This window comes from Lentzea sp. NPDC054927, assembly GCF_053610285.1.
Genome location: NZ_JBSGXZ010000014.1, coordinates 56,715 through 75,950 on the forward strand (window position 1 = coordinate 56,715; position 19,236 = coordinate 75,950).

Consider the following 19,236-nt stretch of genomic DNA (forward strand, 5'->3'; position numbering starts at 1 on the left):
TCAGATCACGGGAAAGGTGGTCCCGACGCCCATGCCGGTGATCCACTCGGGCACCGGCTCGTAGCTCGTCCACACCAGCGGCAACCCGACGGCGACCTGCCCGATGAGCCAGCAGCGGATCTCGTGCCCGCCGCTGCCCGCGTGCGCCTCCAACGCCTCGTGCCCGATGGACGCGATCTCACCGGCCGCGCCGGCGGCCAGCCGGTCGAGGAACCACCCGTCCCACACCGAGTTCACCCGCGCTTCCGGGTTGCCGCCCATCGCCTTCACCCGCGGCTCGCGCGCCGCGGCGAACTCCTTCGCGTACGACCGCCCCCGGATCAACGACTCGCGCCGCTCCCCCACCACGGACGGATCGCGCGGGTCGTTGGACGGCAGCCAATGCGACAACCCGCCACTGGCGACCACCAGCACCCGCCCGGGAAACACCGACGACCGCAACGCCGCCCCGAGCGCGCGACCCAGCTCCACACAGCGGTCCAGCGACGGCAACGGTGGCGCGGCCGTGTTCACCACAAGCGGCACCAGCGGCAGGGAAGTCCCGCCGGTGATCATCTCGTAGCTCTGCACGATCCCGTGGTCGACGGTCAGCGAGTACGACAGCGACACGTCGAACCCAGCGTCGGCCAACCCGCTGTGCGCCGACCAGGCAAGCGTTTGCGCCACCGGTAACGACCCCGAGCTGCTGCCGAAGTCGCCGAACCCCACCGCTTCCTCGACGCCGAGCACGAACGGAGGCATCACGTCGTAGAAGTTGGCGTGGAAGTGGTCCGGCCCGATGACCACGATCGCGTCCGGCGCGAGCTTCTCGACCGCCCGTCGCACGCGGCCGGCGTCGCGCAGGAACACCGCCCCCGGCCCGTCACCCTCCGGCGGCAGCAGCGTCGCGAACGGGCTGTGCGACATGCCGGCGAACCCGATGATCTCGGCCATCAGGAGGGGTCCTTTCCGTGCAACAACCACGTGCGGTGCGTGTCGAGGAACTCGGAGACCTTCTCCCACTGCGGCCAGTGCCCCGCGTCGTCGATGACGTGCAGACGCGCGTCTGGCAGCCACTGCAGCAGCATGTCGGCCTCGTCCAGTCCGCCCGTCGGGTCATGGCTGGTCCACAGCAACAACGTCGGTGCCGCGACCTTCCCGACCCACGCCGGATCCCACGCGAAGTCCTTGCGCACCACCGGGTCCTGGAGCACCAACGTGTTCGTGATCGCCTGCACGAATCCCGGCCGCGAGTACACCTGACGGCGGAGGTTCACCAGTTCGTCGGTGACCATCTCCTTGTGGTGGAACAAGAACTCCACCCGCCGCCGCACGGTCTCCTCGCTCGGGTCGAGCACCGCGGCCATCGTGCTGTCGCGCATCCGTTGCATGACTTCGGGTTTGTTCGCGATGTTGCCCGGCGTGTTCAGCACCAGCCGATCGACGCGCGACGGGAAGTGCGCGGCCACCCACGCCACGACCCAGCCGCCGAGCGATTCTCCGGACAGGTGCGCCTTCTCCACGCCGAGCGCGTCCAGCAGCCCCACGAGGTGCTCGGACAGCACGTCGATCGTGTACGGCAGGTCCGGCAGGTCGGACCAGCCGTGGCCGACCATGTCGTACGCGGTGACGTGGAAGTCCTCGGCCAGCCCGGCGATGTCTCGCGAATAGGCCTCCAGGTGGCCGCCGGTGCCGTGCAGCAGCACGAGTTCCGGACCGGCACCGGCCTGCAGGATCCTGGTCCGCACGGTGTGGCCGCGTACGGGGACGTCCACGTGCCGCACGACGTGGTCCACATGCGACAGTTCGCCCCAGATGCTGATGTGCTCGGGAATCACTGGTCCTCCCCAGATGTTGTGTCGAAACGGGCGCGGGCCTCGTCGAAGGTCGCGAGACCGGCGCTCTGCCTGCGGGCGAGCCCGAACAGCGCGAGCAGCCGGGAGTTCTCGATCGTGAGGAACTCGACGGGGTGCTCGGTGGAGTCGTTGTAGTGGCGGTGCCAGGTCCACGGCGGCGTGTAGACGAACGACCCGGAAGTCCACGTCACCGTCTCGAACGCGTCTGGTTCGGCTTTCTGGATCTCGCTGTGCCCGTCGCCGGAGATCACGAAGTGCACGGTCTCGTGGTAGTGCCGTTGCATGTCCGAGCTTTCGCCCGCCGGGATGACCTGGCGGAACAGCTCGAACGTCGACGTCGGCAGCTGTCCCGCGATCCGCAACGTGGTCGGGTTCGGCACCGCGCCTGGCGGGATCGTCTCCAGCTCGTCGTCGTGCACGACCAGCGGACGCCCGCCGTCGGGCCGCACCGCGTGCGTGAGCGCCCCGAGGAAGTCGGTCATGGCGAAGTCGGGTCCTGAGGTGGCCAACGCGTTCCCTTTCAGACAGTCGAGTTCAAGCAGGGAATTCAGTGCGGCCGCCGTCGACGGTGAGCACGGTGCCGTTGACGTACGAGGCCTGCGGTGAAGCCAGGAACGCGACCGCGGCGGCGATCTCGGCGGGATCCGCGGCGCGCAACGCCGGGATGTCCGCGATGTCGTCGGCGGCCGCGGTGTCGAGGTCCACTCCCGCGGCCTCGGCCCTGCGGCGCAGCACTTCCAGCCGCCGAGGCGTCAAAGTCGCGCCTGGAGCCACGCAGTTGACCGTGACGCCGTCCGCCGCATGCTGCCGGGAAGCGAGCTTCATCGCCGACGTCACGGCCGCGCGCAGCACCGTGGACGACGCGAGACCCGGCTGCGGCTGCCGCACCGCCGTCGAGGTGATCACCACCGCACGACCGAACCCGCGCCGCGCCATCAGAGGCAATGCCGTGCGCAGCAACGCGAGCGGTCCGAGCAACAGCAGGTCGAGATCCCGGTGCCACTGCGCGTCCGTCACCTCGAAGACCCCTCCCGGCGACGGCCCGCCCGCGTTCACGACCAGCACGTCGAGCGAACCGTGCCGGTCAGCGACGCGCGCCACGATCGCGGTCGCCTCACCCGGATCGGCGAGATCACCGACGAGGTAGTCCGCGTCGAGCACCGCGGCTGTTTCCTTCAAAGTGGCCTCGGTGCGTCCGGCCAGCACGACGCGGTGCCCGCTCTCGACGAGCGCGGCGGCCGTTGCCGCACCGATTCCGCCGGCGCCGCCCCCGACGAGCGCGACCCGCGTGGTGTTTGCGTCCATGAGCTCCTACAGTCGCCGTGTGCCGAAGGGTGACCAAGGATGAGTCCCAGTGACCGGGACTCGCCGTCCACCGAGCCGAGCGGTTCACTCGAACGCGCGGCGGCGATCCTGGACGCGTTCGACGTGACCCACCGGGAGCTGGGCCTCGCCGAACTGGTGCGCAGGTCCGGACTACCGCGTTCGACCGTGCACCGCACGGCGGCGCGCATGATCGAGCTCGGCTGGCTCGACAAACCGGGCGACCGCTACCGGATCAGCACGGGCCTTTTCAAGCTCTCCAGCCTGGTCCCGGTACGGCACGAACTGCGCGAGGCCGTGCTGCCGTTCCTGCAGGACCTCTACGCCGCCGCCCGCGTCACGGTGCAGCTCGGCGTGCTCGACGGCACCCAGGTGCTGGTCGTCGAGAAGATCACCGGGCACCGGCCGATGCCGATGCTCGACCAGGTGGGCGGCATGATCCCGGCGCACTGCTCGGGCCTGGGCCGCGCGATGCTCGCGTTCTCCGCCGCGTCCACTGTGGACGCGGTGATCGCCGCAGGACTGACCCGCCGCACTCCCCGCACGATCACGAGCCCGACGGCGTTGCGCCGGGAGCTCGCGGCGATCCCGGACCAGGGCTGGGCCTACGACCGCGAGGAGGGCAACGTCGGCATCAGCTGCATCGCCGCTCCCATCTTCGGCGCGGGAGGCGAGGTCGCCGCGGCGTTGTCGGTGACCGGACCGAGCGCGGCGGTGCGCCCGGAACGGATCGGGCCCGCCGTGCGGATGGCGGCCTCGGCGGCGACCCGCGCCTACTCGACCCGCCGCTGGGAGTCCCACTAGCCGGGACTCCTGGTTGGCCCGTGAGGTGGGAGCGCTCCACAGTGTGGGGCCGTCACATCCTCAGCCAGGAGGACCAGGATGCGAGTCGCGATCATCGGTGCCGGAGTCGCCGGCCTCACCACGGCCAAGGTGCTCCTGCAGGCCGGACACGAGGTCGAGGTGTTCGACCGGACACCGGACGTCGGCGGGGTGTGGAGCAGCACCCGGCGATACCCCGGCCTCACCACGCAGAGCCCCAAGGCCCAGTACTCGTTCTCGGACTTCCCGATGCCGAAGGACCTGCCGGAGTGGCCGACCGGCGCCCAGGTGCAGGCGTACCTGGAGGCGTACGCGTGGCACTTCGGTGTCGACGCGTGCCTGCGCCTGGAGACGACGGTGACGTCCGTCGTGCCCGTTGACGGCGAGTGGGAACTCACCACGCACACCGGCACCACCTACCGTTACGACCGAGTCGTCGTCGCCAACGGCGTGTTCTGCGAACCGTCTGTGCCGGCGTTTCCCGGCCGTGAGGAGTTCGAGGCAGCCGGCGGGCGGGTGCTCGCGGGCACCGAGTTCCACGACGCCGAGGAGGCGCGGGACCACCGCGTCCTGGTCGTCGGCTACGGCAAGTCGGCGTGCGACGTGACCGTGCCGATCAGCGAGGTGGCGGCGAGCACCGACATCATCGCGCGGCAGCTGCTGTGGAAGGTGCCGCGCAAGATCGGCGGGGTCGTCAACTTCAAGATGCTGCTGCTGACCCGCATGGGCGAGGCGCTGTTCCGCTACCGGTGGCTGCGCGGGTTCGAGAAGTTCCTGCACGGCCCGGCGAACCGGATGCGGCGCTCGATGCTCAACTCGCTCGGGTCGGTGTCGGTGCGGCAGTTCGGCCTCGCGCGGCACGACCTGGTGCCGTCCGGGCAGATGGAGGACATCGTCAAGGGCGCGATCGGCCTGGCCACCGAAGGGTTCTTCGAGGGCGTCGAGGCCGGCCGGATCCGCGTGCGCCGCGACACGACCATCGCGCGGCTGACGTCGAGCGGTGCCGTTCTGTCGGACGGCACGGTGCTGCCCGCCGACCTGATCGTCTGCGCGACCGGGTTCACCCAGGGCGTGTCGTTCCTGCCCGGCGCCGTCCAGGAGCGGATCTTCGACGAGCGCGGCAACTTCGCGCTGTACCGGCAGATCCAGCCGATCGGCGTGCCCGGCCTGTACTTCAACGGCTACAACTCGTCGTTCTTCAGCCCGCTCAACGCCGAGATGGCCGCGTTGTGGATCGCGGCCGACCTCGCGGGAGCGCTCTCGCTGCCGGACGACGAGACTCGGCGGGCGGACGTGACCGCGCAGCTCGCGTTCATGGACGAGGCGACGAACACCCACCACTGCCGCGGCACGAAGATCATCCCGTTCTCGCTGCACAACGCGGACGAGGTGCTGGAGGACCTCGGGTTGCAGATCGGCAGGCTCACCCGCGCCACCCACTGGCTCAACCCGGTCGCGCCCTCGGCGTATCGCAAGGTCACGCCCCAACTGCTCGCCCGGCTCAGTCGAAATGAGGTTGGAGAACATGGAAACCCCCGTGCAGCATCACGTCTACCGCAGCGGTGAGGGCACGAACGTCGGCGCGATCGGCCTGGGCATCTACACGCGGCTGACCGGCGCGGACACCAAGGGCGCCTACTCGTTGTTCGAGTACGTCGTGCCGCCGAACCTCGGTGGGCCGCCCACGCACGTCCACTCCCGTGAGGACGAACTGTTCACGTGCGTGCAGGGACGGGTCGTCGTCGAGCTGGACGGCGAGGAACACGTGCTGGCGCAAGGTGATTCGCTGCTGATGCCGCGCGGGGTGCCGCACATGTTCCACAACCCGTTCGACGAGGAGACCCGCGTGGTGGCGGTGGTCTCGCCGCCTGGACTGGAGAACTACTACCAGGCGCTGTCCGAACTGCCACCGGGGCCGCGCGACATGAAGCTGGTCGCGGAGATCATGGTGGAGCACGGCCTTTCGTTGCAGAAGAAGCCATGACCCGCACTGCCTTCGACCGCACCGAGATGGTGCGGCGGATGTGCGCCGCGGTCGATGCCGGCGATGCGGAGGCGTTCGGGGCTTGGTTCGCCGCCGACGCCTCCTACACCTTCGGCAACAACTCGCCGTTGATCGGTCGTGATGCCGTGGTGACGGCAACGGCAGGCGCGGCGAGTGCGTTGCCGTGGGTGCGGCACGTGATCGACCAGGTCGCCGAGGTCGGGGACCAGTTGTTCTGCCGGTTCACCATCGAGACCGAGACGCGGGACGGGACGCCGCTCGCGTTGCCTTGCGTGACGGTGATCTGGATGTCCGGCGAGCAGGTCGTCGACTACCGCGTGCACATGGACATATCACCGGCGATGGCTTGAGCGGAGTGCAGTGTGGCGAGGAAGGTCCGGCAGGCTTCGACGTCGAGCTCGTCGCAGCGCCAGGCGACGTGACCGTCGGGGCGGATGACGTACAGGGCCTGCGAATCCGGTTCGGTGAGGCCGTAGTGCTCGAACACCTGCGCCGAGTCCGCCCGGTGCACGCGGTCGTCCTGGCGGGCCTCGACCCGTGAGATCAGGTGGGTGGTGGCGCCGAGTTCGTCGAGCGCAGCCGTGTGGTCCGCGATCTCGCCAGCGGTGAGGTGCTTGCGGGACAACGCGACGACGTGCAGCTGATAGCCCTGCAGCAGGTCGAACATCTGCTCGCGGTCGTTGATCCTGGCGTCGGGGGCGCGGTGGCCGGCCAGCGGGCCCTTGAGCGAGTAGAGCAGCTCGTTGACGTTGATCTCGCTCGGCCGGTAGCCGAGGCTCAGCTGGGACAGGCGGTGGAACGACTTGCGGTGCGGCAGTGGCGCCGCCGACATCCGTCCGATCAGGAACGGTCCCGCGGTGTCGCGCAACCATGCCTGCCAGCCGTTCAGGCCCGCCGCGACCTTGTAGAGGCGGTCGGTGAACTTCAGCAGCCGGATGCCCGCCGGATGACGCTCGGCGGAGTAGGTGTCGAGCAGGTCCACGTCGTTCTTGATCGCCGCCGCGAGCTTCCAGGCGAGGTTGGCGGCGTCGTGCAGGCCCGTGTTCATGCCCTGGCCGCCCGCCGGGGAGTGGATGTGGGCGGCGTCGCCGACGAGGAATCCCCTGCCGCGCCGGTAGTCGTCGACGCCGCGCAGGTGGACCTGGTAGCGGCTGGTCCAGATCGGGGCGCTCAGGGTGACGTCGAGGTTCATCGCTTTGCGGAGTTCGTCCTGGAGTTTCTGCATCTCGAACGGCGCGCTGGGCTCGCCGAAGTCCGTGACCATGACACGGGACGTTTCGGCGCCGTTGAGCGGCAGGAACAGGCCGATCCTGGTGCCGTTCATGAACACCCGGAAGTGCGCGTGGTCGAGCGGCCAGTCGACCTTGCAGTCGGCGAGCAGGTAGCGCTGCGCGTACTTGTCGCCTTCGAAGCCGAGCCCGAGCTGCTGCCGGACGGTGCTGTGGGCGCCGTCCGCACCCACGACGTACTGAGCGGTGATGGTCTCACCGGTGACGACCGCGGTGACGGCGTCCTCGGTCTGCTGGAGCTGGGTGAGCCGCGTGCCGCGCCGGACCGCGACGCCGTGCCGTGCGAGGTCTTGGAGCAGCACTTCCTCCACTTCGGACTGCGGTGCCATCAGGATGAACTGGTACGGCGTGGTCGCCGACCCCGCCCGGTCGAAGTCGAGGCCACCGACGTGCTTGCCCTTGATGTGGAAGCGGATTCCGGTGGTGACGACACCGCGTTCGAGGAGTTCGTCGGCGAGCCCGATGCTCCGGAACAGCTCGATGGTGCGCGCTTGGACGGCGAACGCCCTCGACTCCGTGGCCGGGCCCGCGTTGGCGTCGACCACGCGGACCTTGACGCCCCGGCGGACCAGCAACGCCGCCGTCATCAGGCCGCTCGGACCCGCGCCGACGACGAGCACGTCGCAGTCGTAGCGAGGCAGCCGTGGCACTGGGGTCCGTGGTTGCGGTGGTGGGTTGACGGGGCGGGTCCGCGACTTGCCCAGGCGGGCCAGCAGGCTGCTGCCAGGACGTGCGGTGACTTTCAGTCCCACGGCTACCTCACCCCCGGCAGGTCGCTCGACATGCGCAGGAACTGCTGGCGCAGCGGCCCTTCGACAAGAGGCCGCATCGCGCGCACGAACTCGTGGACGTAGGGCTCGGCGAGGTGCTTCTCGAGGTCCTGCTTCGACCGGAACATCTCGTAGATCACGAACTGCGACCGGTCCGCGCGGTCGCGGTGGACGTGAAACTCGATCGACCCGGCCTCGGCGCGCAACGGCTCGACGAGGCCGAGGATCAGCGCCTCTACCTGGTCCTCACAGCCGGGCTTGGCGGTGGCGAAACCCAGGTGGGTGTACGGCCCGGTCTCGTCGGCGTCCGGGTCGGGCAGGACGACTCGCGCGTCGCTCATCAGGTCTCCTGAAGTTGCTCAACGGATGGTGAATTCACCTTCGCAGCGAGCGAGCACGCGATCACAACGCGAGTCCCAGCGAGCGGGACTCCTGGTTCACCGGCGGTGTACAAGCGAAATGCCGGGCGTCGACAAGCGACACCCGGCATTCGCCAGCATGCGATATCCGATATATCAGGCCCCGAAGAAGACTTCAGCCTCTTCGTAGCGCTCGGTCGGAACCGTCTTGAGCTCGGCCGTCGCCTCCGACAGCTTCACGCGCACGATGTCTGTGCCGCGCAGCGCGACCATGGTGCCGAAGTCGCCGGCAGCGACGGCGTCGACTGCATGCAATCCGAAACGGGTCGCGAGCACGCGGTCGTATGCGGTCGGCGTACCACCGCGCTGGATGTGGCCGAGGATGGCCGCGCGGGACTCCTTGCCGGTGCGGTCCGCGATCTCCTCCGCGAGCCACTGGCCGACACCACCGAGGCGGACGTGACCGAAGGCGTCGCGCTCACCGGAGTGCAGCACCTCGGCGCCACCTTCTGGCATCGCGCCCTCGGCGACGACGATGATCGGCGCGAACTCGCTCTCGAAGCGGCGCTCGACCCACCCGACGACCTTGTCGACGTTGAACGGGCGCTCGGGCACGAGGATGACGTTCGCGCCACCGGCGAGACCGGAGTGCAGCGCGATCCAGCCCGCGTGGCGGCCCATGACCTCGACGACGAGCGCACGGTGGTGCGACTCGGCCGTGGTGCGCAGGCGGTCGATGGCCTCGGTCGCGATGTGCACGGCCGTGTCGAAGCCGAACGTGTAGTCCGTGGCGCCGAGGTCGTTGTCGATCGTCTTCGGCACACCGACGACGCCGATGCCGTCATCGGTGAGGCGCTTCGCGACACCGAGGGTGTCCTCGCCGCCGATCGCGATGATCGCGTCGATCTGGTTCGCCGCGATGGTCTCGCGGATGCGGTCGACGCCGCCCTCGACCTTGTACGGGTTCGTGCGCGACGAGCCCAGGATGGTGCCACCGCGGGTGAGGATCTCCTCGACGTCCGTGAGGTCGATCGACTTGGTGAGGTTCTCGATCGGGCCCTGCCACCCGTTGCGGAACCCGACGATCTCCCAGCCGTGTGCCTTGATGCCCTTGCGGACCACGGCCCGGATCACGGCGTTCAGACCGGGGCAGTCACCACCGCCAGTGAGCACACCGATGCGCATCTGCTTCCCCATCTCTCGTGTTCTGTGTCACGCAGACTTTCACGAGCTGTATCGGTGCAGCAATGCGGGTCTCACTTACCGGACGGGAAACCCGATTTTGCGCCGATGTTCCTCGATCACCTTCCACCGCGCGAGGTTGTGGCGCGCGTCGGCGAGGGCGTCGTGGGCGTCCGCGGGAGGGGCGGGCAGCCTGGGCCTGCCGACGTCGTCCCAGCGTTGCCGCAGGTCACGGGTGAACCGGGGCAGCGCGCGCGGCAACGCCGGCATCGCACCCCACAGCTGCGCCAGCGCCACGTGGTCGTAGGCGGCGAACCACGCCCACAGTTCGACCTCGTCGCGGGCGGCGTTGCGGGCGCCCAGGAAGTCGAGCAGGTCCTCGCGGATCCGGTCGCGGCTGCGCCACGCCTTGTCCGCGGGCGAGGGCAGCTGGTTGAGGACGTTCTGCCGCACCCACGGACCCGCGCGCTCGGGGTCGAACTCGGTGGACACGGCGTAGAACTCGCGGCCTTCCTCGTCGACCACCCCGATCGACACGAGGTCGATCGTCACCCCGTCCTCGATGAACTCACAGTCGTAGAAGAACCGCACCGCGACACCCTAGGGGTGCGGTCAGCTCGCCTTCTTCTCGGGCACCCGGTCGGCGGCCTTGCCCTGCTCGGGGACGGGCGGGGCCTGTTCCTTCGCCTTCGCCGCGTAGACGTCGACGTACTCCTGACCGGAGAGCTCCATCAACGCGTACATGATCTCGTCGGTGATCGACCGCAGCACGAACCTGTCGCCGGACAGCCCCTCGTAGCGGGAGAAGTCGAGCGGCTTGCCGATCTTGATCCGGATCGGGTGCGGCTTCCACATCCGCGAGCCGATGGGGTTCGCCTTGTCCGTGCCGAACATCGCCACCGGGATGACCGGCGCGCCGGACTCCAGGGCGATCCAGGCGACACCGACCTTGCCCTTGTAGAGGCGGGCGTCAGGCGAACGCGTGCCCTCGGGGTAAATGCCGAGCAGCTTGCCCTCACGCACGATCCGCACGCCCGTGTCGAGCGCGCCCTGCGCGGCAGAGGCGCTGGACCGGTCGATCGGCACCTGGCCGACGCCGGAGAAGAACCACTTCTGCAGCTTGCCCTTGATCCCGGGACCGGTGAAGTACTCGATCTTGGCGGGGAAGGTCATGCGCCGCGACAGCATCAACGGCAGGAAGAAGGAGTCGGACACGGCGAGGTGATTGCTCGCCAGGATCGCGCCGCCCTCCTTCGGGATGTTCTCGGCACCCTCGATGATCTTCGGCTGGAAGAACAGCCGGAGAATCGGTCCCAGGAGGACGTGCTTCATCAACCAGTACAGCACTTTGGGAAGCGCCTCCCTAGACACCGCGAACCTTGATCCCGGCAACCAGCCTACGGAGCCGACCGCACCTCACACAACGAGTCCCGAGTCAGCGCGTCACGGCTGAGACTGAGCCGACTGCCGTAACCCGCAACACATCCCGCCCGTGCAACGATGTGGGGTCAAGAGGGTTGCGGCACATGGAGAGGCTCTGGATGAACGCCCGGCGTGACTCGACCGACGGCCCAGAGAACGTCGACGAGCTCTTTGCCGAGATCGTCGCGGGTCTCGAACGGGACGGGGTCGGCAAGGACTGGCTCGACCTCGACGAGGCGAGCCCGGAAGCCGTTGACCAAGACCTCAAGTCCCGCGAGGAACCGGCAGAGGACACCTCCTCCGACGTCGCCACCGACCTCGTCGACGAGCCCGAACGGCGAGATCGGGACGACGAAGACCATTACGTGCCACCGGAACCGCCGCCCTTCCCGGTGCTGCGCGCGTCCACCCTCGCGGCCCTCGGCCTGTTCGTCCTCGGCATCGTCCTGCTGGTCGCTCCCGGCCTCTTCGGACTGCAGGCGCGCATCGGCACCCCGCTGTCCCTGGTGGCCCTCTGCGCGGGCGTCGGCTGGCTGATCCTGCGCATGCGCAACACCCCGCCACCGGACTCCGGATGGGACGACGGCGCCCAGGTGTGACACGTCACGTCCCAGTTGGTAACGGCGTGATAACGGCCACTCAAACCTTCAGATAACGATTCGGCCATGCCTACGGTGTGCGACATGGACCAGATGCAGCACCTGATGATGGCCCGTGCATTGGCGACCCTGAGCAAGAAGGACGCGGAGCGCGCCAAGCGCCGCCCGCGCATCCTGCGCCTGCTCGGCCGCTAGCTCCCCCGGGCCGGCTCGCAGGCCGGCCGTTCCAGCCGGGTGTTCGCGGCGGGCGAACAGACCCCGACACTCCCGCCGCGACACTCCTCAACCCGATATATCAGTCGCTCTGACCAGCACCCTTGCAACAGATCTTTGGACTTCGTCCCCAAAAGACTCGTTGCAAAGGCAGTGCGGTGGCCCGGTCTCAGTCCAACGATGAACGGCAGCGCAGGCTGACGAGGACGGGACGGCTGGTCGATGACGCGGGTTGATTTCGAGCTTCTGCACCGAGGTTTGCAGGCTCTCGGCGTGACCGAGGGCGCGACGCTGGTGGTGCACTCGTCCCTCTCGGCCTTCGGTGAGGTGGACGGTGGAGCCGGGACGGTCCTGCGCGCGCTGAGGAGATGCGTGGGCGAGGCCGGCACGATCGTGGTCCCGACGTTCACCGGCGACGTGATCGCCGATCCACATCCGGACTGCCGCAGCGCCGGAGTTCCCGAGGTAGAGGCGGCGAGGGCCCGCGTACCGCTGTTCCACGACGCGTCTCCCACGTCCATGGGTGCTGTGTCCACCGCGGTGCTGGCAGAGCCGGACCGACGGCGCAGCCGGCACCCGCAGGCCTCGGTGGCAGCGCTCGGCGCCGCCGCGGAGCACGTCACCGAGCACCAGCCGTTCGCCTACGCGTTGGGGGCCGACTCCCCGTTCAGCAGGCTGTACGAACTGAAGGCGAAGATCGTGCTGCTCGGCGTCGGGCACAACCGCAACTCGTTCCTGCACCACGCGGAGTCGCTGCTGCCCGTTCATCGCACGAAGCTGCGCCGGTTCCCCTATCTCGTCGAAGGGCAACGGGTCTGGCTCGAAGCGCCGGACGTCGGCGACGACAACGACACGCACTTCCCGCAGACAGGTGCCGAATGGGCTGACCTGGGGCGGGCCAGCCGCCAGGTCATCGGAGCGGCCCGCTGCGAACTGGTGGACGCCGTTGCGTTCATCGACTTCGCCCGGCAGCGGCTCGACCAGCTCCTGCGATCCTGACCCGGCTGGACCACTCGACCTCGTCGCCGGGCTTGAACGGGTGCTTCGTCATGTCCTCCGATACCCGGAGGACGACGGGGGCACGACCCGCTCGGGGGTCAGGAGCGGCGGGAGTGGTTCCTCGTCATCGACGAGGCCACCTCGCGGGCCAGGGTCGCGGCGCCCACGATGCCGGCGTCGTCACCGAGCTGCGCGGTCCGGATGCGCGCCAGCGGGCGGTGGCCCGCGCCGGTGACGACGGAGGCGTAGCGCTCGCGGGCGTCGTCGAGGAACAGCGGCGCCGAGGTCGAGACGCCTCCCCCGATGACGATCACCTCGGGGTCGTAGACGTCGGCGACCAGGGCCAGACCCTCGGCGAGCCAGCGGGCCAGGTCTGCCATCGCGCGTTTGGCCAGGGGGTCGCCGTCGCGGGCCGCGCCGGCCACCCGGCGGCCGGTCACCGCGCGGGAGTCGCCGGCGGCCTCGCGGGCGAGCACGGTCGAGACGCCGGGATGCTTGGCCAGCAGTTCGACCGCCGTGGCGCTCAGGGCGGTGCCGCTGCAGTAGCGCTCCCAGCAGCCGTTCTTGCCGCACGGACAGGGGCGGCCGTCCGGGACGACGCGCAGGTGGCCCAGTTCGGGGGCCACGCCGTGGGCGCCGCGGAAGACCTCGCCGTCGAGCAGCAGGGCGGCGCCGATTCCGGTGCCGATGGCCACCAGCACCGCGGTCTTGGCCCCGCGGGCGGCGCCGAAGCGGTGTTCGGCCAGGGCTGCGGCGTTCGCGTCGTGTTCCAGGACCACGGGCATGCCCAGGCGGTCGCTCATGCGGTCGGCCACGTCGGCCTGCCGCCACGCCAGGTGCGGTGCGAAACGGACCGTGCGGAGGTCTGGAGCGATGAAGCCCGCCACGGCCAGCCCGACAGCGGTCACGGCGTGGCGGTCGGCCACTTCTTCGACGGCGGCGACGATCGCGTCCTCGAGGGCGCGTTCGCCGGCGGGGGTCGGCGCGCGTGAGGTGTCCAGCACCGAGCCGCGCGGGTCCACGACGCCCGCGCGCACGCTGGTGCCACCGATGTCCACCCCGACCGTGAGCACTAGTCGGTCTTCCTGACGACCTTGATGTGCTGCACCCGCTGACCGGTGTCAGCAGGTTCCCCGGCGTCACCCGCGGGCGCGGCGGAAGGCGGTGCGCCGGGCTCACGCAGAGCGGCCCGCAGCACCGCGACCAGGCCGGCCGCGTGTTCGGCGGCCTTGGCGGCCAGCTCGGAACGGTCGCCGCGCAGCAGCGCCACGCCGTTGCACAGAGGGCACCAGCCGCACGTTTCGGGCGTGTGCGAGCCGTCGCCCGCTTCCGCCACGCGCTGCAGCCACGGCTGCATGCGCTCGGCAGCCACGTCGATGAGCAGCCGCAGCTCCTCGGCGAGCTTGCCGGTGTTGTCCTGATTCATCCAAAGCTCCTGATCAGCGCCAGAGGGAGGGGTCGGGGCGGAACCCCACCGTCACGCCACCCGAGTCCATCTCCGCACCGGTCACGATGCAGCGCCTCAGCAACGACGGCAGCGCCACGAGCCGGCGCCGGCCGTCCACGGTCAGGGCGAGGTCGTCACCCACGCGCGCGAGGTCCAGTTCCGTGTCGTCGGCCAGCGGCAACGCGATCCGCAGCGAGTATCGGGCGTCGAGACCACGCCCGCTGCCCGACACCTCCAGCAACGACCCCGCCACCCCGGAACCAGCAACAGCGGAACCCGGCAGCGGGTCCGAGTCGCCGTAGAGCTGCTCGGCGACCTCCAGCAGCGCCGGCACCCCGACGGGTTCGGACGCGCGGTGGTCGACCATGCGAATCTCGCCGATCCCGGTCAGCTCGGCCAGCACCGCGTCCTGCTCGTGCCGGCGCGTGCGCAGCCACGTGGCGGCGGCACCCCGCGCGGCACCCGGCGAGGGCACCAGCCGGTTCGCGATCACGCTGTCGACGCGGATTCCCTGCAACGCCAACGCGGTCAGCGTGCGCCGGGTCTCGGCGGCCACCACGCGTTCGGGCGTCAGCACCAGCCGCACCGAGCACCCCTCGGGATCCGCGAGCATCGTGCGCAACGCGTCCAGCCGCTCGGCGAGCCGGCTCAACGCGTCCGCGGTCGCGTCCCACTTCTCCACGGTCCCGGTACCGGCGACACCCGCCAGCAGCCCGCGAACCACGCGCCGGTGGGTCGGGAAGAGCCGTTCCAGATAACCGGCGAACGCCTCGGGCAGCGACAGCAACCGCAACGTCTCCGCGGTCGGCCCGCAGTCGACGACCACGACCTCCCACGGGCCGCTGGAGGCCAGCCGCCGCACCTCGGCGAGCGCGAGCAGTTCCTCGACGCCCGGCAGCACGGTCAGTTCCTCGGCGTCGAGCTCGTCGACACCGGCACCCGCCAGCACGGTCCGCAGATGTCCGCGCAGCTCGCCCCAGGCCTCGTCGACGAGACCGCGAGGGTCGATCTGGCAGGCGAACAACCCGGCCGCACCGTCCACTTCGGATGGTTCGGCACCCAGGCGCACGTCGAGCGCGTCGCCCAGCGAGTGCGCGGGGTCGGTCGACACCACGAGCGCCTTGCGGCCGTGCGCGGCCAGTGAGGCAGCCGTGGCGGCCGACAGCGTCGTCTTGCCGACCCCGCCCTTGCCGGTGAAGAGCAGGACCCGGCTCAAGCCGCCTTCTCCGCGCGCTTCTTGAGCTCCTTGAGCGCGGTGTCGAGGATCAGCTTCTCCGCCTTGCGGCGGAACAGCCCGATCATCGGGATCACCAGCTGCACCGACAGCGTGTACGTGACCTTGGTGCCGGCGCCGGAGGGCTCCAGCACGTAGCTGCCCTTCTGCGCCTTCTGCATGGTGCCCTTGACGAGCTCCCACTTCACCGAAAGACCGTCGGCGGACCAGTCGTACTTCAGGGTGTACTCGTCCTTCACCGGACCCTGGTCGATCGCGAAGCGCACCTGCTGGGCACGACCGTCGGGAGCGGTGTCGAGGACCTCGACCTCTTTCATCCCGTTCGCCCAGTCCGGGTACGACGGGAAGTCCGCGATGATCGCCATGATCTTCTCAGGCGGAGCGTCGATGACGATGGACTGCGTGGACTCGTCGGCCATGAGTGAGGAGGTTACTCGCGTCTTTACCAGTTGAGGACGTGAGGCTTGCCGCTGCGCTGGAAGTGCCCGACGTTGATGCACTCGGTGTAGCCGACGCGCACTCGCCTGGCCAACGGCTGGTGCACGTGTCCGAACACCGACCAGCGCGGACGTTCCCGCTCGATCTTCTCCAGCGCGGCCCGCGATCCCCATTCGGGACGGCGCGCGACGACGTCGTAGGCGAGTTCCGGAACGAGCGGCGGGATGTGCGTGCACAGCACGTCGACCTGCCCCATCCGCTCCAGTGCCGCCGCCATGTCGGCCTCCGTGCGCAGGTACGGGAACCACGGCGCGTTGGGGTTGCGCACGTGTCCGGGCAGCATCAGCCCGCCGCCCGCGAAGCCGAACCGCAGCCCGCCGATCTCCGCGGCCTCGCCGTCGAGCACGTGCACCCCGTCACCGGCGAACTGCGGCCACAGGTGCGGACTGTCCACATTGCCCGGTGTCGCGTACGTCGGCGCGGTCATCGCGCTGAACAACGCGTGGTACTGCTCCAGCACCGCTTCTTCCACCACGGACCGGGCGTCCGCGAGACCGTCCCACAGGGAACGGATGTAGCTCGCCGTGTCCGCGCGCTTGGTGCCGCGTCTCAACTCGGCGAAGATCCCCACCTTCTCGGGCCCGAAGACGCGCCCGAGGATCCCCTTGGAATGGTCGTGGTAGTCGACGAAGTCGATGAGGTCGCCGAGCACGACGAGCGCGTCAGCCCCGTCACCGGCCCGCGCGAGTGCCTCCGCGTTGCCGTGCACATCCGAAACCACGTGAACCCGCACGGTTTCCAACCTAGTTCACGGCGAACTGGGGTGGTTTCTGAGACGCACGTCAAGCAAGATCACCCGTGCGGAGGGCAGCCAGGCGGACGACCGTCCTCCAGAGTCAGTTTCAGACCCAGAGCAACGGACTTCGCGTCGAGCTGGCGGCGTTGCACCTCACGAAGGGCGTTGCGCGGGGTGAACGAGCCCGCCGGAGGATCAGCGCGGAGGAAGTAGTGCACCAGGGTGCCGTCGAGCATCGGCTCGAGCCAGACCTCCATGGTGCCGACGAGCGCGCCGCCGACGGTCCAGCGCAGTCCCTCTTCACCGCGGTCGGCGTAGACACCGAGTTCGAGATCGGGCCAGAAATCACGCCACGACGATGGCGAGGCGAAGGCGGCGGCGACCACGCTGGGTGGTACCGCCAGGAAAGTCTCGTCGACGACGTCCACGCTGGCCATGAGGACAAAAGGTAACGGAAGGGCGTACCAACCTTTGTATCGCCGGAATCACACGCTAGGTTTCCCCACCAGTAACATTTCACCGTACGGAGGTTGACGTGCGCGAGTTCAGCGTCCCCGCCACCGCCGCTGTGGCTCCGGAGGAGAACCTCACCGACATGGTGTGGGCCAACGCGGAGCGCTTCGGCAACGCCGTCAGCTTCCGCAGGCAGGTCGACGGCACCTGGGTCGACATCACGGCGCGTGATTTCGCCGCGCAGGTCATGGCAGTCGCCAAGGGCCTGGTCGCGGCCGGTCTCGAGCTCGGCGACCGGGTTGGTTTGGTCTCCAAGACCCGCTACGAGTGGTCATTGCTCGACTTCGCCATCTGGGCTGCCGGTGGCGTCGTCGTGCCCATCTACGAGACTTCGTCGGCGGACCAGATCGAGTGGATCCTGTCCGACTCCGGCGCCACGGCGGTGTTCGTCGAGACCGCGGCCCACCGCGCGATGATCGACGACGTCGTCGGCAAGCTGCCCGAGCTGCGGCACGTCTGGCAGATCGACGGTTCGGCCGCCGCTGTCGACGAGCTCACCGCGCTGGGCGCCGAGATCACCGACGAGCAGGTGCACGAGCGCCGCGCGCAGGCCAAGGCCGACCAGACGGCGACGCTGGTCTACACGTCCGGCACCACCGGCCGTCCCAAGGGCTGCACGCTGACGCACCGCAACCTGCTGTCCGAGGTGCGTTCGGCGCTGTCGCGGTTCCCCGAGATCCTCACCGCGGGCAACTCGCTGCTGCTGTTCCTGCCGCTGGCGCACATCCTGGCGCGCGCTCTGGCGCTGGCGTGCGTGTACTCGCGGGTGACCGTGGGCCACACCGCCGACGTGAAGAGCCTCGTCGAGGACCTCGGCCAGTTCCGCCCGACGTTCGTCGTCGCGGTGCCGCGCGTGTTCGAGAAGGTCTACAACGGCGCCAAGCAGAAGGCCCACGCCGGCGGCAAGGGCAAGATCTTCGACGCCGCCGAGGCCACCTCGGTCGCGTACTCGAGCGCGCTGGACAACGGCGGTCCCGGCCTGGGCCTGCGGATCAAGCACGCGGTGTTCGACAAGCTGGTGTTCACGAAGCTGCGCGCCGCCCTGGGTGGTCGCGCGATCGCGGCCGTGTCCGGTGGCGCGCCGCTGGGTGACCGGCTGTCGCACTTCTTCCGCGGCGCGGGCATCCCGGTCTACGAGGGCTACGGCCTGACCGAGACCTCCGCGGCGGCGTGCGTGACGTTCCGCGGTCAGGAGAAGGTCGGCACGGTCGGCCTGCCGGTGCCGGGCACTTCGGTGAAGATCGCAGACGATGGCGAGATCCTCATCAAGGGCGACATCGTCTTCACCGGCTACTGGAACAACGAGGCCGCCACCAAGGAGGCCCTCGAGGACGGCTGGTTCCACACCGGTGACATCGGCGAGCTCGACAGCGACGGGTTCCTGAAGATCACGGGCCGCAAGAAGGAGATCATCGTCACCGCCGGTGGCAAGAACGTCTCCCCCGCGCAGCTCGAGGACCGCATCCGGGCGCACCCGCTGATCTCGCAGTGCATGGTCGTCGGCGACAAGCAGCCGTTCATCGGCGCGCTGATCACCATCGACCCGGAGTTCTTCCCGTCGTGGAAGGAGTCGCACGGCAAGCCGGCGTCGGCCGAGGTCCCCGACCTGATCGAGGACTCCGACCTGCTGGCCGAGATCCAGGCCGTGGTGGACGAGGCGAACAAGTCGGTCTCGAAGGCAGAGGCGATCCGCAAGTTCCGCGTGCTGCCGGTCGACTTCACGGAGGCGGGCGGCGAGATGACGCCGTCGCTGAAGCTGAAGCGCTCTGTCGTGGCGACGACGTTCTCGTCGGACATCGACGCGATCTACGCGAAGTAAGAGGGTGTAATGCGCGAAAGGCCCAGGAGCTGAGAGAGAGCTCCTGGGCCTTTCGACCCCCAGCGATCGTGATCCGCAGGGTTTCTGCGGAACCCGAGAAGTTTGTTGCCCCGGCCCCCCGACCGGGACATGCAGAAGATTGCCGTATGACGCTGACGTATCGCTGACGCG

At 69.3% G+C, this 19,236-nt stretch carries 23 protein-coding genes; 8 read left to right on the forward strand and 15 right to left on the reverse strand.

What is annotated here, in order from left to right; genetic code table 11:
- Genes ACWGE0_RS20820 through ACWGE0_RS20835 form a run of 4 tightly spaced genes read right to left on the reverse strand, consistent with a single transcriptional unit; the run spans position 1 to position 3,140 of the window.
- Entirely contained in the window at positions 1 to 933 is a 933-nt protein-coding gene (locus ACWGE0_RS20820; protein ID WP_452262538.1) for a DODA-type extradiol aromatic ring-opening family dioxygenase, read from the reverse strand.
- Positions 933 to 1,817, reverse strand: coding sequence for an alpha/beta fold hydrolase (locus tag ACWGE0_RS20825; protein WP_452262539.1), 885 nt, complete (start codon positions 1,815 to 1,817; stop codon positions 933 to 935). Before ACWGE0_RS20825 ends, ACWGE0_RS20820 begins: the two co-directional genes overlap by 1 nt.
- Positions 1,814 to 2,317: a cupin domain-containing protein gene (locus ACWGE0_RS20830; RefSeq protein ID WP_452262540.1), complete on the reverse strand. Its 504-nt coding sequence runs from the start codon at positions 2,315 to 2,317 to the stop codon at positions 1,814 to 1,816. Before ACWGE0_RS20830 ends, ACWGE0_RS20825 begins: the two co-directional genes overlap by 4 nt.
- 52 nt (positions 2,318 to 2,369) lie before the next feature.
- Positions 2,370 to 3,140 (reverse strand): SDR family oxidoreductase, encoded by a 771-nt coding sequence (locus tag ACWGE0_RS20835; protein ID WP_452262541.1) that lies wholly within the window; start codon positions 3,138 to 3,140, stop codon positions 2,370 to 2,372.
- A 39-nt stretch (positions 3,141 to 3,179) separates the two neighbouring features.
- Between ACWGE0_RS20835 and ACWGE0_RS20840 the strand changes: the two genes are divergently transcribed.
- The 4 genes from ACWGE0_RS20840 (at position 3,180) to ACWGE0_RS20855 (ending at position 6,335) form a co-directional block, all read left to right on the forward strand.
- Complete coding sequence (locus tag ACWGE0_RS20840; protein WP_319964535.1) at positions 3,180 to 3,962, forward strand: IclR family transcriptional regulator; 783 nt, start codon at positions 3,180 to 3,182, stop codon at positions 3,960 to 3,962.
- A gap of 78 nt (positions 3,963 to 4,040) precedes the next feature.
- A complete protein-coding gene (locus ACWGE0_RS20845; RefSeq protein WP_452262542.1) occupies positions 4,041 to 5,546 on the forward strand; it encodes a flavin-containing monooxygenase in 1,506 nt (501 codons plus the stop codon).
- Positions 5,506 to 5,964 carry a cupin domain-containing protein gene (locus tag ACWGE0_RS20850; RefSeq protein WP_452262543.1) on the forward strand — a complete coding sequence of 153 codons (459 nt, stop codon included), beginning with the start codon at positions 5,506 to 5,508 and terminating at the stop codon, positions 5,962 to 5,964. The genes ACWGE0_RS20845 and ACWGE0_RS20850 overlap by 41 nt, the downstream gene beginning before the upstream one ends.
- Complete coding sequence (locus ACWGE0_RS20855; protein WP_452262544.1) at positions 5,961 to 6,335, forward strand: nuclear transport factor 2 family protein; 375 nt, start codon at positions 5,961 to 5,963, stop codon at positions 6,333 to 6,335. Before ACWGE0_RS20850 ends, ACWGE0_RS20855 begins: the two co-directional genes overlap by 4 nt.
- Here the strand turns inward: ACWGE0_RS20855 and ACWGE0_RS20860 are convergent.
- From ACWGE0_RS20860 to ACWGE0_RS20880, 5 genes are all read right to left on the reverse strand, one after another.
- A complete protein-coding gene (locus ACWGE0_RS20860; protein ID WP_452262545.1) occupies positions 6,296 to 8,026 on the reverse strand; it encodes an FAD-dependent monooxygenase in 1,731 nt (576 codons plus the stop codon). The genes ACWGE0_RS20855 and ACWGE0_RS20860 overlap by 40 nt on opposite strands.
- Positions 8,027 to 8,028: 2 nt before the next feature.
- Entirely contained in the window at positions 8,029 to 8,385 is a 357-nt protein-coding gene (locus ACWGE0_RS20865; RefSeq protein ID WP_452262546.1) for a putative quinol monooxygenase, read from the reverse strand.
- A gap of 174 nt (positions 8,386 to 8,559) precedes the next feature.
- Positions 8,560 to 9,588 (reverse strand): 6-phosphofructokinase, encoded by a 1,029-nt coding sequence (locus ACWGE0_RS20870; RefSeq protein ID WP_452262629.1) that lies wholly within the window; start codon positions 9,586 to 9,588, stop codon positions 8,560 to 8,562.
- Positions 9,589 to 9,663: 75 nt separating this feature from the next.
- Positions 9,664 to 10,176, reverse strand: a complete 513-nt coding sequence (locus ACWGE0_RS20875; RefSeq protein WP_452262547.1) for a polyadenylate-specific 3'-exoribonuclease AS — start codon at positions 10,174 to 10,176, stop codon at positions 9,664 to 9,666.
- A 21-nt stretch (positions 10,177 to 10,197) separates the two neighbouring features.
- Positions 10,198 to 10,932 carry a lysophospholipid acyltransferase family protein gene (locus tag ACWGE0_RS20880; RefSeq protein ID WP_452262630.1) on the reverse strand — a complete coding sequence of 245 codons (735 nt, stop codon included), beginning with the start codon at positions 10,930 to 10,932 and terminating at the stop codon, positions 10,198 to 10,200.
- Between the two features lie 179 nt (positions 10,933 to 11,111).
- On the opposite strand from ACWGE0_RS20880, the gene ACWGE0_RS20885 reads away from it, so the two are divergent.
- The 3 genes from ACWGE0_RS20885 to ACWGE0_RS20895 all read left to right on the forward strand — a co-directional run bounded on the left by ACWGE0_RS20885 (position 11,112) and on the right by ACWGE0_RS20895 (position 12,818).
- Positions 11,112 to 11,606, forward strand: coding sequence for a hypothetical protein (locus tag ACWGE0_RS20885; protein WP_452262548.1), 495 nt, complete (start codon positions 11,112 to 11,114; stop codon positions 11,604 to 11,606).
- Positions 11,607 to 11,672: 66 nt separating this feature from the next.
- Complete coding sequence (locus tag ACWGE0_RS20890) at positions 11,673 to 11,801, forward strand: hypothetical protein (RefSeq protein ID WP_452262549.1); 129 nt, start codon at positions 11,673 to 11,675, stop codon at positions 11,799 to 11,801.
- Positions 11,802 to 12,092: 291 nt separating this feature from the next.
- Positions 12,093 to 12,818: an aminoglycoside N(3)-acetyltransferase gene (locus ACWGE0_RS20895; protein WP_452262550.1), complete on the forward strand. Its 726-nt coding sequence runs from the start codon at positions 12,093 to 12,095 to the stop codon at positions 12,816 to 12,818.
- Between the two features lie 98 nt (positions 12,819 to 12,916).
- Here the strand turns inward: ACWGE0_RS20895 and ACWGE0_RS20900 are convergent, their stop codons facing one another.
- From ACWGE0_RS20900 to ACWGE0_RS20925, 6 genes are read right to left on the reverse strand one after another with little or no spacing between them, the layout of a single operon-like run.
- Complete coding sequence (locus tag ACWGE0_RS20900) at positions 12,917 to 13,876, reverse strand: ROK family protein (protein ID WP_452262631.1); 960 nt, start codon at positions 13,874 to 13,876, stop codon at positions 12,917 to 12,919.
- Between the two features lie 14 nt (positions 13,877 to 13,890).
- Positions 13,891 to 14,244: a hypothetical protein gene (locus ACWGE0_RS20905; protein WP_452262551.1), complete on the reverse strand. Its 354-nt coding sequence runs from the start codon at positions 14,242 to 14,244 to the stop codon at positions 13,891 to 13,893.
- Positions 14,245 to 14,257: 13 nt separating this feature from the next.
- Positions 14,258 to 15,481 (reverse strand): ArsA family ATPase, encoded by a 1,224-nt coding sequence (locus ACWGE0_RS20910; RefSeq protein ID WP_452262552.1) that lies wholly within the window; start codon positions 15,479 to 15,481, stop codon positions 14,258 to 14,260.
- Positions 15,478 to 15,918, reverse strand: a complete 441-nt coding sequence (locus ACWGE0_RS20915; RefSeq protein WP_452262553.1) for an SRPBCC family protein — start codon at positions 15,916 to 15,918, stop codon at positions 15,478 to 15,480. The genes ACWGE0_RS20910 and ACWGE0_RS20915 overlap by 4 nt, the downstream gene beginning before the upstream one ends.
- Before the next feature lie 23 nt (positions 15,919 to 15,941).
- Positions 15,942 to 16,730: a metallophosphoesterase family protein gene (locus ACWGE0_RS20920; protein ID WP_452262554.1), complete on the reverse strand. Its 789-nt coding sequence runs from the start codon at positions 16,728 to 16,730 to the stop codon at positions 15,942 to 15,944.
- 59 nt (positions 16,731 to 16,789) lie between these two features.
- Positions 16,790 to 17,170: a polyketide cyclase / dehydrase and lipid transport gene (locus ACWGE0_RS20925; RefSeq protein WP_452262555.1), complete on the reverse strand. Its 381-nt coding sequence runs from the start codon at positions 17,168 to 17,170 to the stop codon at positions 16,790 to 16,792.
- Positions 17,171 to 17,268: 98 nt separating this feature from the next.
- On the opposite strand from ACWGE0_RS20925, the gene ACWGE0_RS20930 reads away from it, so the two are divergent.
- Positions 17,269 to 19,065, forward strand: coding sequence for an AMP-dependent synthetase/ligase (locus ACWGE0_RS20930; RefSeq protein WP_452262556.1), 1,797 nt, complete (start codon positions 17,269 to 17,271; stop codon positions 19,063 to 19,065).
- The last annotated feature ends 171 nt before the right edge of the window (positions 19,066 to 19,236 follow it).